We start from the raw sequence: 16285 nt of genomic DNA on the forward strand, positions 1-16285 counted from the left end.
TCATTGTATTTTCGAGAAAAAAAGTGCATTTTTGGAGTCTCAAAGCCATTTTTATAACGGCTTTTAATCGTACCATAGAGGAATTGAAACTCAGTTTTATTGACCAACACACCCAATACTTTAGCCTTTTAATCGTACCATAGAGGAATTGAAACATATAAATATTTCCTCCAACACCTCAGAATTTTTTCTTTTAATCGTACCATAGAGGAATTGAAACATTTCGAAGAAGTGTTCAGAACGATGATGGAATTTCCTTTTAATCGTACCATAGAGGAATTGAAACGATCCAATTTTTCGCATGGCACTTCTTGTACGCAAGACTTTTAATCGTACCATAGAGGAATTGAAACGGCAAAGGAAAATTTGGCGGTACAACCGACCAAATTGCTTTTAATCGTACCATAGAGGAATTGAAACGGAACAGAGCCAAACGAAGAAACATCTAAACCGACTCTTTTAATCGTACCATAGAGGAATTGAAACATCTTATATGTACTACCCAATAGCAAGCTAATTGCAACTTTTAATCGTACCATAGAGGAATTGAAACAATATTAGTTTATTTGTACTTGCTTGCTGTACAATCTTTTAATCGTACCATAGAGGAATTGAAACCAGAATACAGGGCGTAATATGCTTCCTGTACCTTCTTTTAATCGTACCATAGAGGAATTGAAACTGAGCCAACTGCTTATTTTTATTAATTGCCTCATCTTTTAATCGTACCATAGAGGAATTGAAACAAAATTCTCTATTTGAGTATCAGAACCACCATTTTCCTTTTAATCGTACCATAGAGGAATTGAAACAAACTGTACCAGACTGAGAAAATATATTTTGCTGAATCTTTTAATCGTACCATAGAGGAATTGAAACAAATACATGAGTTGGTGATGTTAAAACACTTTTCAACAACTTTTAATCGTACCATAGAGGAATTGAAACTGAATTTTAAAGCATTAATGGGGCTATGGTAAGACTCCTTTTAATCGTACCATAGAGGAATTGAAACAAAGATTCCATCCTTATGATCCCGATCATTTGGCTCTTTTAATCGTACCATAGAGGAATTGAAACATAGATTTCTTTTCCCGAAATCTATACAACGTACACTTTTAATCGTACCATAGAGGAATTGAAACGCAGGATATAGATTTAGCCATTGCACAAGCAAAAACTTTTAATCGTACCATAGAGGAATTGAAACACACCATCCAAGTATCTTTTGCCCATTGTACGGCTCACTTTTAATCGTACCATAGAGGAATTGAAACCAAAGATATAAATATGGAAATTGGAAAAAAAATTAAACTTTTAATCGTACCATAGAGGAATTGAAACATTTTACGCTTTCAGAAAATAAGACGAATAGGTTTGTCCTTTTAATCGTACCATAGAGGAATTGAAACTAAAGCACCAAATGTTCTTTGAACATCGAATCTGTTCTTTTAATCGTACCATAGAGGAATTGAAACCCAATATCGGAATGTTAGATGAAGGTTTTAAGAAAAACTTTTAATCGTACCATAGAGGAATTGAAACCAAGCTTCTTTGTAACAATTTCGCTCTCCATTTTTACTTTTAATCGTACCATAGAGGAATTGAAACTAAACTAAAATGGTTTTGATTCTATTTTCTTTGAAATTCTTTTAATCGTACCATAGAGGAATTGAAACCTACCTAATAGACATACTACTGTGTTATCAGAGATTTTCTTTTAATCGTACCATAGAGGAATTGAAACCTTGTTCCCCCTAACTTCTCTACTGCATTTTCAACTACTTTTAATCGTACCATAGAGGAATTGAAACTTTCTAGCACCTCCCAAGCCTAAACCTTTATCCCCTCTTTTAATCGTACCATAGAGGAATTGAAACGTTTATATGCCCGGATCATTTCCGTTTATTCCTGCTTTTAATCGTACCATAGAGGAATTGAAACAAATATGGATTAAACAAAACATCTAATTGTTTTACTTTTAATCGTACCATAGAGGAATTGAAACCAACAGTGCTTTATAACAGGTAGGTAAGAATAAGACTTTTAATCGTACCATAGAGGAATTGAAACAAGTAATTCCCAAACAGCTAAGCACCGATTCAAGAGCTTTTAATCGTACCATAGAGGAATTGAAACTATTCAATCGAAATCTTATCATTGCCGATAATCTTCTTTTAATCGTACCATAGAGGAATTGAAACACCAATGGTGTCGTAGCTGAAACAAGGTTTTTAGTTTCTTTTAATCGTACCATAGAGGAATTGAAACACAATTTCTGCAATTAAAATCTTATTTATAATATCACTTTTAATCGTACCATAGAGGAATTGAAACTGTCCAGTCGTCTTCTAATACTAATGTGTATGGATCTTTTAATCGTACCATAGAGGAATTGAAACACGAGAAATTCGGCAATTGCCTGATTTTGTATTTTCTTTTAATCGTACCATAGAGGAATTGAAACGGGGAGCGTTTAAAACTCCCCTTTGCCATCCACCCGCTTTTAATCGTACCATAGAGGAATTGAAACATGCCTGATAACTTGCTTAATCCACTTTTTCCTACACACTTTTAATCGTACCATAGAGGAATTGAAACATGGTGTTTGTGCTACAGACTTTGCAAGCTCTATACTTTTAATCGTACCATAGAGGAATTGAAACTTACATTCTTGAATTACTATTTGCTTTCTCATTTTCTTTTAATCGTACCATAGAGGAATTGAAACAGAAAAGATAGGAAAAGGAATAGTTGATTTACTCCTTTTAATCGTACCATAGAGGAATTGAAACAGAAAAGAGAAAATAACACTTTGAAGCTACCAACACTTTTAATCGTACCATAGAGGAATTGAAACGATATTTTCGTTTTCATTTTTGTATTTGATTAAATTCTTTTAATCGTACCATAGAGGAATTGAAACAGAACAATTGTTCTTTTAGGAGCAATCGTTCTATTTCCTTTTAATCGTACCATAGAGGAATTGAAACATATTGGGGTTGATGATGGTTTCTAGTACTTCGTGCGACTTTTAATCGTACCATAGAGGAATTGAAACACCTCCAACGCATTGTATCGTCTTACTTCGCCTATTTCTTTTAATCGTACCATAGAGGAATTGAAACATGCCCTCAGGAGCATTTTTTTCCCACATTGATACTTCTTTTAATCGTACCATAGAGGAATTGAAACTGAAGACTTTGACATTGACGAATGGAATAAAAAGTTCTTTTAATCGTACCATAGAGGAATTGAAACAGTAAGGGATAAAACTGCGTTTTATGAGAAATTGAAGCTTTTAATCGTACCATAGAGGAATTGAAACGAACTACAATTGTTCAATTCTTACTTTTGAAATAGTTCTTTTAATCGTACCATAGAGGAATTGAAACGCTCCTGAAAATACATATTTTCTTTGCCCCAACAATCCTTTTAATCGTACCATAGAGGAATTGAAACATACGACCCCGATTTTGGAAGTATTTCCGTATGAACTTTTAATCGTACCATAGAGGAATTGAAACTACACAAATCCCCTTGTCTCACAACTTTTGTATAGTCTTTTAATCGTACCATAGAGGAATTGAAACAAAACATTAATGCCTTGGTTGCTCAGAACAATAAAATCTTTTAATCGTACCATAGAGGAATTGAAACATACTCGCACCAGCTCAAAAGAATTGAAAGAAATTGCTTTTAATCGTACCATAGAGGAATTGAAACAAAATAATTAAGGATGAAACAGGTAAAACAAAAATCCTTTTAATCGTACCATAGAGGAATTGAAACACGATACCTGTCAACGAATTGAATTCTATACCGATAGCTTTTAATCGTACCATAGAGGAATTGAAACGAGGAAAAGGCACTTGTAAAGACACTTCAAAATGAACTTTTAATCGTACCATAGAGGAATTGAAACAACTAAAAATACAACCCCTTTGAGGTTGATTTTTTCTTTTAATCGTACCATAGAGGAATTGAAACCGAATGATGAAGATTCTTTGAAATGGGAAAAGGCTGGTCTTTTAATCGTACCATAGAGGAATTGAAACACTTTAAATATTTCTACGAGCATCTGTCATCTGACTTTTAATCGTACCATAGAGGAATTGAAACAGTGAATCCAACCCAAAAATTTCTTAATGAAAAATATCTTTTAATCGTACCATAGAGGAATTGAAACATACCGATAAACCCTATATGTTCATCTTCTGTGAACTTTTAATCGTACCATAGAGGAATTGAAACTTTTTAACTTTTGCCAAAAATGCAATCTTTTTGTCGTCCTTTTAATCGTACCATAGAGGAATTGAAACCCTGCGAACATGGTGATGGAGTATATGCTAAAAGTACTTTTAATCGTACCATAGAGGAATTGAAACCCTTTAAAGAAGGTATAATCATTCAGTTTTGCTTGCACTTTTAATCGTACCATAGAGGAATTGAAACTGGAGGCTATAGACCAAGAAGACTATTGCGGGATTGCCTTTTAATCGTACCATAGAGAAATTGAAACGGAATATCACTATAATCAACCTGATTAAGCATTTCACTTTTAATCGAACCATAGAGGAATTGAAATTGCGTGGTTTGGTTTAAGTATAAGGGTGTTACTTCACTTTTAATCGAACGATTGATGTTGGTCTTGAGCAAAAGAAAAAAGGTGTGATGCAAAGAAGTAAGAGTAGTAAAACTTTTTTCATTTCTATAAAGTATAATGAAGTCATCTTTACTTTTTGCTGGTATTACTTAAAAAATAAAAAAGGTGGCATCATCACTTTCTTTGTACTTTATACATACTACAACAAACAAATGCTATTCTTGTAAAATCAAACAAAACGACTATCGTAATAATTTCTTAGAATAATTATTTGCCAATAGAACCCTTGTAGAGTAGTAAAATAAGCCTTCAACAATGATTATACTAAGCTTAAATTATCATTATTGTAAAAATAAGAATTTTTTATTTTATTTATTTTTACACAAATGTGAAAATAAATAAAATAATGGCTTTTAATAATGTTATTCCAACATCAAAAAGAATAGAACGTTTACAGTACGAAAACCCTTGGTGGCTCTCAGGTCAAGTACAACAAACGTACATGGATATGTCAAAAAGACTATATTTTGATTTGTTTTATCCTTTTGTAAAAGAAACCGAAATAAAAAGAGCGGTGGTTTTAATGGGGCCACGACAGAACCTTGGAGAATCTGAACATTACTTTTGTCACTGCGGCCATTTATGCTTACAACATAGGAGTTGTTACCTTAATTCAAAAATCCAACTGGATGAACGAGTCACTCTGATAGTTTATAGAAAGAGTTTGATTTTCTACTGGTAATGATTTTTTCTCATAGATACACCTTTCAATTCTATTCTGTGAGCGTGATGTAAAAGCCTATCCATGAGTGCATCGGCGATGGTTGGATCAGCAATATATTCATACCATTTGGCAATGGGCATTTGAGCCGTAATTATGGTAGTATGTTTACCATACCTGTCAGTAATTGCCAAACCTCGGGCTATCTCACTACTACGGGAAGTACCTTGTAAATGCAATTGAATAATGCGTCTGATTTGAAACATTACTTTTGTATGGTTTGCCATGATCGTTTTGGCTGCGTTCTGTGCTACGCAATCAAAAACAAACTATGAAAAACTCAGACAACTTACCCACAACTGCTCAATTTAAATCGGAATTGCCTGTGCAACTTGTATCGGAATGAGATACTCAATTTCATCGGAATATGTATATATTTGAATATCATCTTATCTGTAGCACTCAAACATGGGAAAACAACACTCTTTTTCTCCTAAAGTAAATATTGAGAATAATAAAAATAAATTATCTCTTGAAGATTTAAGACATGAAATAAGTACTTTGTCTAGCTTACATAATTTATGTAATAACATCAACAAAGCGAAAAGTATTTCTGAGCTTAAAGGTATTATTGAAACGTTTGTTCATCAAATATTCGGTGATATTTTTTACACTTTGTCATTCTTCCAAGATACTCCAGAAAATGATTCTGTTCTTTTAAGTAATTTACAAGAAAGCCTCACAAATGAATATCCTTTATTTTTAGATGATAAAATACTTTCAAGTGAAAATCCTATCCTATTAAAAGATAATGAATTAATGAAAGATTCTGGCATTGTTGAAAGTATGATTGTGGGGTTTCAAAACGAATTTGGGATGAAAGGATTTTTATCTCTTCATTCAAAAAAACAAGCCATTTTTTCTGAATATCATCGCCAGTTATTGAGTATTATTAGTCATATTATTATTACAAGAGTTTGCTTCATAATCAACAAAGAACATCTTTTAACACAAATTCAATCGAGTAATAAAATTAATCAAGTATCACCTTTCTCAAATTTAAAAGGAGTTTCTCCAAGAATTAAAGAAGTTTATAAATTAATTAATTTAGTAGCCATTTCAGATGCTACTGTTTTATTATTGGGAGAATCAGGTACTGGTAAAGAGCTGGTTGCAAAAGCAATTCATGATACTTCTCTTCGAAAAAACAGAGAATTAATCAAAGTAAATTGTGCTACAATACCAGCCTCATTGCTAGAAAGTGAGCTATTTGGACACGAGAAAGGAAGTTTTACAGGAGCCAATCAGAAACGAATTGGAAAGTTTGAATTAGCCCATGAGAGTACTCTCTTTTTAGATGAAATTGGAGAATTACCGATTGAACTACAAGTAAAATTATTAAGAGTCTTACAAGAAAAAGAATTTGAACGAATTGGAGGACAACGCACGATAAAAGTAAATGTACGCATCATTGCTGCCACGAATCGGAATCTGGAAGGAGAAGTTTCGGAAGGACGTTTCCGATTGGATTTATATTATCGTCTGAATGTGTTTCCGATTTCGCTTCCACCATTGCGAGAACGCAAAGAAGATATTCCTTTACTCGTGGCTCATTTTATTGAAAAATATGCTCCTAAAGTTGGTAAAAAAATCAAAGGTATTTCACATAAAGTCCTCGAAAAATTACTCTTACATCCTTGGCTTGGGAATATTCGTGAGCTTGAACACCTTATTGAAAGAAGTATTTTACTAACAACTGGCGATGTAATCAAACAAATAAATTTTGCAGAAATTCCACAGCAAAGTAATGTTGAATTTGAAATAAAGACTTTAGCCGCCGTAGAACATGACTATATTTTAAAAGTACTAAAATTATGCAATGGCAGAATTTTCGGACAAAATGGTGCAGCTGTTAGACTCAATCTTCCGCCAACTACGCTTATTTCAAAAATGCAAAAATTAGGTATTAAAAAAGAACATTTTGTAACCATAAATTAGCGGTAATAAATCAGTATTTAAACACATCGCTTACAATTCAAAACGCTTACTTATACCCTGTTTTAATACCCAATTTCTTAATTTTAGCATACAATGTTTGTGTGGACATACCTAATATTTCGGCAGCCCCTCCTACTCCTGTTATTCTACCTTGACAAGTACTGAGCACTTTTAAAATATGTTCACGCTCCACTTCTTCCATCGTATTTATAAATTGATCAGAAACTCTTATAACTTGTTTTTTGCTAATATTTGGCAAATTTATATCCCCTATTTCTTGATTAGATGCCAAAAGGACATTTCGTTCTATCAAATGTTCTAATTCACGGATATTACCGGGCCAATCATATTCTTGAAGTCTTTGCAGAGCAGATTCACTAATTCTCGTATTTTTTTTACCTGTGCTGTTTGAGAATTTAAGTAGAAAATAATTTACTAATAATGGGATGTCGTCTTTCCGTTCTCGTAAAGCTGGCAACTCTACAGGAAACACATTCAATCGATAATATAAATCCAACCGGAAACGTCCTCCCGAAACTTCTTCTTCCAAATTCCGATTCGTGGCAGCAATGATACGGACATCCACTTTAATGGTCGTGTCGCTTCCTATTCTTTCTATTTCCTTTTCTTGTAAAACACGAAGTAGCTTTACTTGGGCTTCTAAAGGCAATTCGCCTATTTCGTCCAGAAAAATTGTTCCGCCATTGGCTTGTTCAAATTTTCCGATACGTTTCTGATTGGCTCCCGTAAAACTTCCTTTTTCGTGTCCAAATAGCTCAGATTCAATCAGATTTATAGGCAATGCCGCACAGTTGATGGTTATTAAAGGTTTGTCTTTTCTAGCAGAAAATTGATGAATTGCTTGGGCAACTCGTTCTTTTCCAGTTCCACTTTCTCCTAAAATAATGACGGAAGTATTGGTTGGTGCTACAATTTTTATTTTCTCTAATGAATTCAATAAAGCTGGACTTTTACCAATAATACCGTCAATTCTTATATTTGACTTTTCAGATTCATCTTCATTTTGATGAAAATGCCCCATTTCAATACCGTAACGGTATCTGGCAATATCAAGCATGACAAATAAATCTCTTTCTCGGAATGGTTTTACCAAAAAACCATAAGGTTGTGTCGCTTTGGCTGCTTCAAGTATAGTATGGTTTGTATTGGCAGAAATAAATAAAAAGGGGATTTTTTTTTCTAAGAGTTCATGAGCCAAATCAATCCCAGTTTCATCGCCTTTTAAGAGAATATCCAATAAAACCCAATCAGGCTTTTTTTGCTCGATTAACTGACGGGCACGTTCTACCGTTGAAGCGATACCCGCAACCAAATAACCACTCTTTGTGAGCATTATTTTCAAATCATAAGCCACAATAAACTCGTCTTCAACAATCAGTATTTTATCTTTTTTTATCATTAACCGTAAATCGTTAGGTATTAATAACTGAATGTTCCAATTCAGATTTGAGTGGAAAAACAACCGTGAGTGTTAAACCATGTTGGTTTTGAACTTCTAGAGTTCCTTCTAATTGCTCACTCAAACCTCGCATCAAGCTCATTCCTAATGAGTTACTCTCCTCAACATCAAAGTCTTCCGGCAAACCAATTCCATTGTCGGAAATACTTAATTTGCATAATTTTTCAGATTCACTTTTTAGCATTATTCTTACTTCGCCTCTTCCAACTGGAAAAGCATATTTCACGGCATTGCTGATGGCTTCATTGAGGATTAATCCAACAGGTACGGCTTGCCCAACATCTAATATGATAGGGTCAGTCATTAAATCAAAACTTAGCCTTTTATCTATATTAAAACTCTCTCGAATATAAGACACCAATTCCCTAATATACCATTCCATATCTATCGTTGCCAAATTTTCGGTTTGATATAATTTTTGGTGAATCAATGAAATAGCGTGCATACGATGCTGACTGTTCCGAATGGCTTCAAGGGCATCTTGATTGTGTAAATGTGCAGATTGTGTATTCAATAAGCTAATAACAATTTGTAAATTGTTTTTTACTCGGTGATGAATTTCCCGAATCAGCCACTCTTTTTCGTTCAATAGTCTCTTGAGTAAATCGTTTTGCTGGTTGATTTCTATCTGTTTTTGCTCAAGTTGGGCATTGTTTTTTTTCTTGAGTTGATAGCGATTATACCCCATTAAAAGGAGTATAATTAGCACAAAAGCACCACTTATCGCAATAATTTTAATGATTCTATCATTTCGGATAGTTGCATTCTGTAATTCACTTTTTTGGGTTAATAATAGAATATTTTTATCTTTTTGTTCAGTATCAAATTGAATTTGTAGATTAGAAATTTGCTTCGTTTTATCAGCATTCAATACCGAATCCGAATATGATTTATATAATTTATAATGTTTAATGGCTTCGGAAAGATTGCCCGTAGCAGAATCTGCTTTAAACCAAGTAAGGTAATTTTCGTAAAGCATCTTATTATTTTTGACACTGTTTGAAAGCTTTTCTTGGTCTATCAAAAATGAATACGCTTTTTCGGGTTGCTTAGTATCTAAATAATAGCGGATAATGGCATGATTAAGATACATTTGGTGAATGTTTTCTTTAGGTTCAGAACGATTAAGTAGCAATAATTTTTTGAAGTAAGGTTTTGCTTTATCCAATTGCTTCAATTCTAAATAAATCATTACATAGAGATATGGAATTCTGCCTTTGCTATGAAAATCGTTAGGTGGATACTTTTTTTCAATAAATGCTACTTGGTTTAAGGCTGCTTTATAATCTTTTAACTTCATATACGAAGTAACAATATTGGCAAGAATGATTCTCAGATAATTGGTATCATTGTATTTTTCGGCGATGGAAGCTGCTTTTTTCCAATACTCCAAAGCCTTATCATATTGCTTTAAGTAATGACAACTAAGTCCTAATTTATTATAGATAGAACTGAGTTGTAAACTTTCATCCCCAAGTGATTCTGCGGTTCTCACTGCCAAAAGTCCGTATTTAATAGAAAGTTCATAATTTCCCATTTGGGTATAAACACCCGAAATAATGTTATATACACCTTGCAAATCCTTAAAATGAATTTCTTGATAAATTTTCAAGGCAATTTTTAATTGTTCGATTGCCTCATTAGACTTTCCGAGTATGCTGTAATAATCGCCCAACATTTTTCTTGAAGTTGCTTCATCTTCTAGGGCATTATCTTTATGATATAATTGAACAGCCTTGTGATAATAGGCAATTTTTGTGGCTATTCCGTCGAGTTCATTGTTTTGAAATTGTGCAAAAGTTGTAAAAAAATCCCCTTGTTGTTGATACAATTTATTCTTTTTAGCAAACAGAAAAGCCCGTTTTAATTGAATAATAGCTTTGTTCCGAAACCCCATTTCTGAGTAGATTTTTCCTTGTAGAATCATCGCATCGGCAATTCCACTGGTATAAGAAAGCTTTTTACTTATCTCTAAGGCTTGGTATTGAAAAGTAATGGCACTATCTAAATCAACTTTTAGTTCGCCTGGTTTTTCTAAACAATATCTTCCATATTCAAGTAATAAATCAACTCTTCTGCTACTATTTTCAGCTGTTGTTTTTAATCCTTCTCGTACCGCACGAAGCTCTTCTTGTCGTTTACCAAAACTTTTTTGTGGGCAACAGATACCCTGTACCAAATACAATACAAAGGCTAAAAGCAAAGTTTGCTTGTTGAACAAGGGTATGTGTTTTCCCATATTTTCTAATGATTATTTTAAATGTACTCGTAACATCCAAGCCATTTTTTCATGTCTTTCCATTAAGCCTGTAATAAAATCACTCGTTCCTAAATCATGATATTCCGTAGCAAATTTATTGATGTTTTCTCGTAAATGAATAATCACCGTTTGATGGTCGGACAAAAGTTCTTTGATGTATCCCGCACTATCATTTTCTTCACGAGATTCTTCGCTTAGGTGCGTCAGTTGTAGATACATTTTTAAAGTAGCTGGTGCATAATGTCCAATGGCACGAATTCTTTCGGCTACATCATCCATTACTTCGTCTAATTGTTCGTATTGACTTTCAAAAAATTTATGGATTGAATAAAAATCTGGTCCTTCTACGTTCCAGTGTGCATTTCTGGTTTTGGTATAAAGTACAAATTCATCCGCTAATATTTTTGAAAGTTCTAGGGCTACATCTGCTCTATTTGTTTCAGAAATGCCTATTTCCGTTCTTTTGTTCATGGTCTGAAATGTTTTTAGTAATACCTTTTAGCATTACAACAATGTATTCTTTCTACGAAAAGATGATAACTTTAGGCAATAGAAAAGCCTATTACCTAAAGTTATGTTATTATTTTTACGCTTTAACAAATGCTAAAATATCGGCATTGATTGTAGCCGCTTCTGTCGTTGGCATTCCATGCGGAAAACCTGGGTAAGAAATAAGCGTACCGTTTTTCAAAAGCTTAACCGCTTTTACCGCCGTAAGTTCAAAAGGAACTATTTGGTCGTCTTCGCCATGCAAAACAAGTACTGGAATATCCACAGCTTTGAGGTCTTCGGTAAAATCTGTTTCTGAAAATACGTTCACACAGTTGTAATGAGCAACGATTCCTCCCATCATTCCCTGACGCCACCAATTATCTCTGATACCTTGCGAAATTTTAGCTCCTTCACGGTTATAGCCAAAAAATGGAATCGTAAAATCCTGAAAGTACTGAGGTCTTTGTGTTGCTGTTCCTTCACGAATACCGTCAAATACCGACATCGGAATACCTTCTGGATTACTCTCTGTTTGAACCATAATAGGTGTTACGGCACTAATCAAAATCGCTTTTGCTACTCTTCCTTGCCCATGTTTTGCCACATATCTGATTACTTCTCCCCCACCGGTAGAGTGACCAATGTGTACCGCATTTTTTAAATCAAGTACTTCTGTAAGTTCTGCTACGTCTGCGGCATAAGTATCCATGTCATGTCCTTCTGCGGTTTGGGTAGATCTACCATGTCCACGACGGTCGTGGGCAATTACTCTAAATCCTTGATTGACGAAAAACATCATTTGTGCGTCCCAATCGTCGCTTGATAATGGCCAACCGTGATGAAAAAAAAGTGGTTGTCCTGTTCCCCAGTCTTTGTAATAGATTTCTGTTCCGTCTTTTACTGTAATCTTGCTCATGTTTTTGAAGGTTTAATTGTAAATAATAAATTATGATATAAAAATTGTTAACAAATGATGTTCTGGTATTACACTTATGATTTTATCAATTTAAAAGGAACGGATAATCACAACGCCAGCAATTATTAAAAGCATTCCGATAACTCTAAAAATATTGATGCTATGTTGAGCTTGTACTAGGATATTAAAATGATCAAGCAATAGTGAGATAAACAATTGTCCTGCAACCACTAATCCAAAAGTAAGTGCTGGACCTAAACGTGGAAATGCCAATACAATGGTTGTTACATAAAATGCCCCTAACACGCCTGCAAGCCAAGTATGTGCTGGAACGTTTCGTAATTCGGAGACGCTAAAGCCTTGTTTGGTTACTCCTGCATAGATTAACATCACAATTGTGCCAACAGCAAACGAAATAAGTGATGCCCATACGGGACTCTCAATAGCTTTACCCATTTTGGTATTGAGTCCAGCTTGAATTGGTAGCAAAGAGCCTGCTAAGACTACCAGAAAAATCCATATAAACTTAGTCATGATTGATGGTATTTTGGGATATGATATTGTCTAAACTATATTTTCCTGCACCCGTAAACGTTAAAAAAAGAAAACAAATACTATACATAAATGGTACGTCTCTCACTAATAGACTGTCGTTACCATGTACAATAAAGTACCCCGAAAGGGTTACTGCTAAAACTGGAAGTGTTACCAAACGGGTAAATAAACCTAAAATGATTAATACAGGACAAATAAAATTTGCGGCTAAAGCTACACTATCATTTATCCATTGTGGAAAGCCATAAGGATTAGGAATTACTTCTGCCACTCCATTGTTCAATCCTAATTTTTTCAGTCCGTGAACTATTATTAATTCAAGACTAAGAGCGATTCTGAAAAACAAAAGGGAGTAACTCAGGCCTTTATTTTCCAACTCATTCAATAATAAACCTTTAATAAGACTTTTATCTTTTTTTACATCATTCATATATTGAGAGGGATTTATTCCTTTACGTTGAATTCCTTAGTTAATCAATCAAGCACTGCTAGTTGTTTCTCAATTTTCTTCCGATCTGATTCATATTGTGCAGGTAGTTTTAGATTTTTGCCCAATTCTGCCAAAGGTTCATCTACCGTAAAGCCCGGATTTTCGGTAGCAATTTCAAAGAGTATTCCGCCTGGTTCTCTGAAATACAAAGAGTGGAAATAGTTTCTATCAATTTGATGTGTAATATCTAATCCGATACTTTTGATTTTCTCTCTGAATTGCATCAATACTTCATCATTTTTTACCCTAAACGCCACATGATGCACAATGCCACCCGCTACCCAACCACGAGGTTCTTCGGGGTATTCAACAATATCAATAATGGCAGCAGTATCAATGGCTTTTGTGGCATAACGATAGTTTACGCCATCTTTTTGGATGAGTTCATAACCAAATATTGCTGTTAAGATTTGGGCTGTGGGGGCATATTCATTCAGTGTAAGTGTTACACTATGAAAACCTTTCAAGGCTACTGCTTGCTTGATTTCATCGGTTTCCCAAGCGATGCGATTATCGGGCTTTTCGGTTTCGATTAACTGAAGCTTCAATCCATCTGGGTCGATGAATGTTAGGTACTTTTCGCCAAATTTCACGGCTGGTTTATTGTAAATTACGCCATGATTTTCAAAACGCTCCATCCAGAAATCAAGACTGCCTTTTGGTACAGAATAGCCTATTTCAGTAGCAATGCCTGCTCCTCTCAAGCCCCTTCCGACGCTTTTTCCCCAAGGAAAAAAAGTGAGAATTGTGCCTGCATTACCAAACTCATCTCCGAAATAAAAATGATAAGTATAAGGGTCGTCGAAATTGACGGTTTTCTTGATAAATCTCAATCCTAATACTTTCGTATAAAAATCAAAATTACTTTTGGCATCGCCAGCAATGGCTGTAATGTGGTGAATACCTAAGATTGTGTCTTCCATGTTTATAGTTTATTTAAGAGGCTTGACTTTATATGAATTTCATAGCAATAATCTATTGATAATCAAGCAATACTTATTTGTTAAGATATTCGGTCAGGCGTTGATATTGGCATTCAGCACAGACAAAACTTTGTTCAATCAAGGCTATCTCACGAGCTATTTGCTGAGAATGAGCTACATTTTCAGCGTCAAAAATTCGGTAGATTTTTTCGCATATACTGATGTTCTGATAATACATTTCCAATAAGCGTAACAACTCTTGTTTTATCTTTTGCAGTTCTTCTAACACCTTAACATCGCTTACTTCCCAACAATATTGGTTCAAGAAAGATAGCCCTGCTTGCATTTGCTCAACATCCGTCTGTAATCTTTCATGATACGTTTTTATCGTTGAAACAACAACCTGATATTCAAGAGTAAGCAAAGTATCCATAACCTTATTGAGTAAATTTAGAAGCATTCCTGATTGTATCTAAAACTTAAATTGTGTGGTAAAAGCAGTAAACAAAATATCTTTGCCAGTACTTACTTCTTTCAAATAATCACCTGTTTCAAACCAAGTGCCTTCGAGCCGAAAGAATAAAAATGGATTGAGTTGATAATTAAATTCTGCCGACAATTGTGTACCGATAAACTGGTCGTTGGTATTTTTTCCTGAATAAATCAGCGACATATTGGGGGCATAAATGCCATCTTTTCGACTAAGTCGCCAGAAAATATCGTAATCAATTCCAAACTCTAATCGTTCGTTCAGTTCCAAATCAAGCGATGGGTGAAAATCGAATAAATTGGCTGGACCAATCAGTGCTGCCAAACCAAAATATGCACCTTTGGGGTAAAGCGGATTAAAAGTTTGTAAACGATTATCACCCAAATTTCTATCGCCCGAAATGGCTTCTGTTTTCAGACCCAATTTGGGTTTCAATGCCAGTTGACTGAATTGATAAGTTGTATTTGACGAAAGTGTCCAAGCCGAAATTTGTTGCTGTGCAAATGTGCCAAACTGAAAAACACCTTCGAAATCATACTGCCAATCGCCTTTGTTTTTCCAGATTCTTGTACCTATCGAATGCCTTATTTCCTCCCCTTTGCCAGCGTCGAAAGTGGCTTGTTTTTTACGAATACCCAAATAATACAAGTCGATATTATTCAAAAAAGAAGCATGATTAATGACCGAATAAAAGCCCCAAAGTTGAGTATTTTTATTAAAACTGTCGTCAAAAATGCCTGCTTTGTTGGCGATTGGATGCGTATAAAAGACATCTGATTTAAGATTTTTTGCTTGAAAAATAAATTTTGCACCGTCAAAAGCCAAACGATTGTTGGGGGCTTCACGCACAGCAATCAATCGTTGTGAACCATAAGTCATTTCTTGGCGACCTACTCTCAACAGAACTGATTTATCTTTTTGTTGATATAAGAAAGCGTCTGCAAAAGCTTGGTGAATATCCAAAGTATTTTCTTCTACTGGACTCGGATTGATTCGGCTACTGGCAAGACTACTTTGTACTTGAAAAAATGCCCTGAAAGTAGGATTAATGTGATAATCAATATGAGCCAAATAGCGAGTCAAAACATAACCGTCTTTATCAGCAGGAGTATCGCCCCAATCTTCGTTTTTAATGGCGAAGTATTGAAACCTTACTTCGCCACCAACTGAAATGTAGCTTTCATTTGAATTCCCTATTGAACTATATTTCAAATGATTATACCAATTGTTACTTGTATCTTTTTTGAACGAAGTCCAATTTTCATCGTATCTCAACATTTTAAAAATTGGACTTTGGCCAAATGCTAAGGTATTCCAACTTAAAATTCCCATTAGCCACAACAGTTTTTTCATA

11 protein-coding genes and 1 CRISPR repeat array are annotated in these 16285 nt (G+C 34.5%); of the genes, 1 reads left to right on the forward strand and 10 read right to left on the reverse strand.

Annotated features, from left to right (window positions below; genetic code table 11):
* Window positions 1-60 precede the first annotated feature (60 nt).
* Window positions 61-4588: a CRISPR direct-repeat array (repeat unit 30 nt; unit sequence CTTTTAATCGTACCATAGAGGAATTGAAAC).
* A gap of 750 nt (window positions 4589-5338) precedes the next feature.
* Window positions 5339-5614 carry an ATP-binding protein gene (locus tag VB776_RS24540; protein ID WP_407653800.1) on the reverse strand — a complete coding sequence of 92 codons (276 nt, stop codon included), beginning with the start codon at window positions 5612-5614 and terminating at the stop codon, window positions 5339-5341.
* Between the two features lie 181 nt (window positions 5615-5795).
* Between VB776_RS24540 and VB776_RS08340 the strand changes: the two genes are divergently transcribed.
* Window positions 5796-7325 (forward strand): sigma-54 interaction domain-containing protein, encoded by a 1530-nt coding sequence (locus tag VB776_RS08340; RefSeq protein WP_323327943.1) that lies wholly within the window; start codon window positions 5796-5798, stop codon window positions 7323-7325.
* A gap of 46 nt (window positions 7326-7371) precedes the next feature.
* Here VB776_RS08340 and VB776_RS08345 read toward each other — a convergent pair whose 3' ends face one another.
* The 9 genes from VB776_RS08345 to VB776_RS08385 form a co-directional block, all read right to left on the reverse strand.
* The gene (locus VB776_RS08345; protein WP_323327945.1) at window positions 7372-8745 is read right to left on the reverse strand and encodes a sigma-54-dependent transcriptional regulator; all 1374 of its coding nucleotides are present in this window, start codon (window positions 8743-8745) and stop codon (window positions 7372-7374) included.
* Window positions 8746-8758: 13 nt separating this feature from the next.
* On the reverse strand, window positions 8759-11044 hold the full coding sequence (locus VB776_RS08350; RefSeq protein WP_323327947.1) for a tetratricopeptide repeat-containing sensor histidine kinase: 2286 nt from the start codon (window positions 11042-11044) through the stop codon (window positions 8759-8761).
* A 12-nt stretch (window positions 11045-11056) separates the two neighbouring features.
* Window positions 11057-11536, reverse strand: a complete 480-nt coding sequence (locus VB776_RS08355) for a Dps family protein (RefSeq protein WP_323327949.1) — start codon at window positions 11534-11536, stop codon at window positions 11057-11059.
* 115 nt (window positions 11537-11651) lie between these two features.
* Window positions 11652-12473: an alpha/beta fold hydrolase gene (locus VB776_RS08360; protein ID WP_323327951.1), complete on the reverse strand. Its 822-nt coding sequence runs from the start codon at window positions 12471-12473 to the stop codon at window positions 11652-11654.
* 90 nt (window positions 12474-12563) lie between these two features.
* Window positions 12564-13007: a DMT family transporter gene (locus VB776_RS08365; RefSeq protein WP_323327952.1), complete on the reverse strand. Its 444-nt coding sequence runs from the start codon at window positions 13005-13007 to the stop codon at window positions 12564-12566.
* Window positions 13000-13458, reverse strand: a complete 459-nt coding sequence (locus tag VB776_RS08370) for a DoxX family protein (protein WP_323327954.1) — start codon at window positions 13456-13458, stop codon at window positions 13000-13002. The genes VB776_RS08365 and VB776_RS08370 overlap by 8 nt, the downstream gene beginning before the upstream one ends.
* A gap of 44 nt (window positions 13459-13502) precedes the next feature.
* Complete coding sequence (locus VB776_RS08375) at window positions 13503-14441, reverse strand: ring-cleaving dioxygenase (RefSeq protein WP_323327956.1); 939 nt, start codon at window positions 14439-14441, stop codon at window positions 13503-13505.
* Between the two features lie 73 nt (window positions 14442-14514).
* Window positions 14515-14874, reverse strand: a complete 360-nt coding sequence (locus tag VB776_RS08380; RefSeq protein ID WP_323327958.1) for a hypothetical protein — start codon at window positions 14872-14874, stop codon at window positions 14515-14517.
* A 39-nt stretch (window positions 14875-14913) separates the two neighbouring features.
* Complete coding sequence (locus VB776_RS08385; protein ID WP_323327960.1) at window positions 14914-16284, reverse strand: alginate export family protein; 1371 nt, start codon at window positions 16282-16284, stop codon at window positions 14914-14916.
* Window position 16285: the final 1 nt, after the last annotated feature.

It is taken from the genome of Arcicella gelida (genome assembly GCF_034931025.1).
Classification (GTDB): Bacteria; Bacteroidota; Bacteroidia; order Cytophagales; family Spirosomataceae; genus Arcicella; species Arcicella gelida.

What these genes read in the sequence shown, in the direction of transcription:
- VB776_RS24540 (WP_407653800.1), bottom strand. Translation starts at nt 5,614, where the DNA reads ATGGCAAACCATACAAAAGTAATGTTTCAAATCAGACGCATTATTCAA.
- VB776_RS08340 (WP_323327943.1), top strand. Translation starts at nt 5,796, where the DNA reads ATGGGAAAACAACACTCTTTTTCTCCTAAAGTAAATATTGAGAATAAT.
- VB776_RS08345 (WP_323327945.1), bottom strand. Translation starts at nt 8,745, where the DNA reads ATGATAAAAAAAGATAAAATACTGATTGTTGAAGACGAGTTTATTGTG.
- VB776_RS08350 (WP_323327947.1), bottom strand. Translation starts at nt 11,044, where the DNA reads ATGGGAAAACACATACCCTTGTTCAACAAGCAAACTTTGCTTTTAGCC.
- VB776_RS08355 (WP_323327949.1), bottom strand. Translation starts at nt 11,536, where the DNA reads ATGAACAAAAGAACGGAAATAGGCATTTCTGAAACAAATAGAGCAGAT.
- VB776_RS08360 (WP_323327951.1), bottom strand. Translation starts at nt 12,473, where the DNA reads ATGAGCAAGATTACAGTAAAAGACGGAACAGAAATCTATTACAAAGAC.
- VB776_RS08365 (WP_323327952.1), bottom strand. Translation starts at nt 13,007, where the DNA reads ATGACTAAGTTTATATGGATTTTTCTGGTAGTCTTAGCAGGCTCTTTG.
- VB776_RS08370 (WP_323327954.1), bottom strand. Translation starts at nt 13,458, where the DNA reads ATGAATGATGTAAAAAAAGATAAAAGTCTTATTAAAGGTTTATTATTG.
- VB776_RS08375 (WP_323327956.1), bottom strand. Translation starts at nt 14,441, where the DNA reads ATGGAAGACACAATCTTAGGTATTCACCACATTACAGCCATTGCTGGC.
- VB776_RS08380 (WP_323327958.1), bottom strand. Translation starts at nt 14,874, where the DNA reads ATGGATACTTTGCTTACTCTTGAATATCAGGTTGTTGTTTCAACGATA.
- VB776_RS08385 (WP_323327960.1), bottom strand. Translation starts at nt 16,284, where the DNA reads ATGAAAAAACTGTTGTGGCTAATGGGAATTTTAAGTTGGAATACCTTA.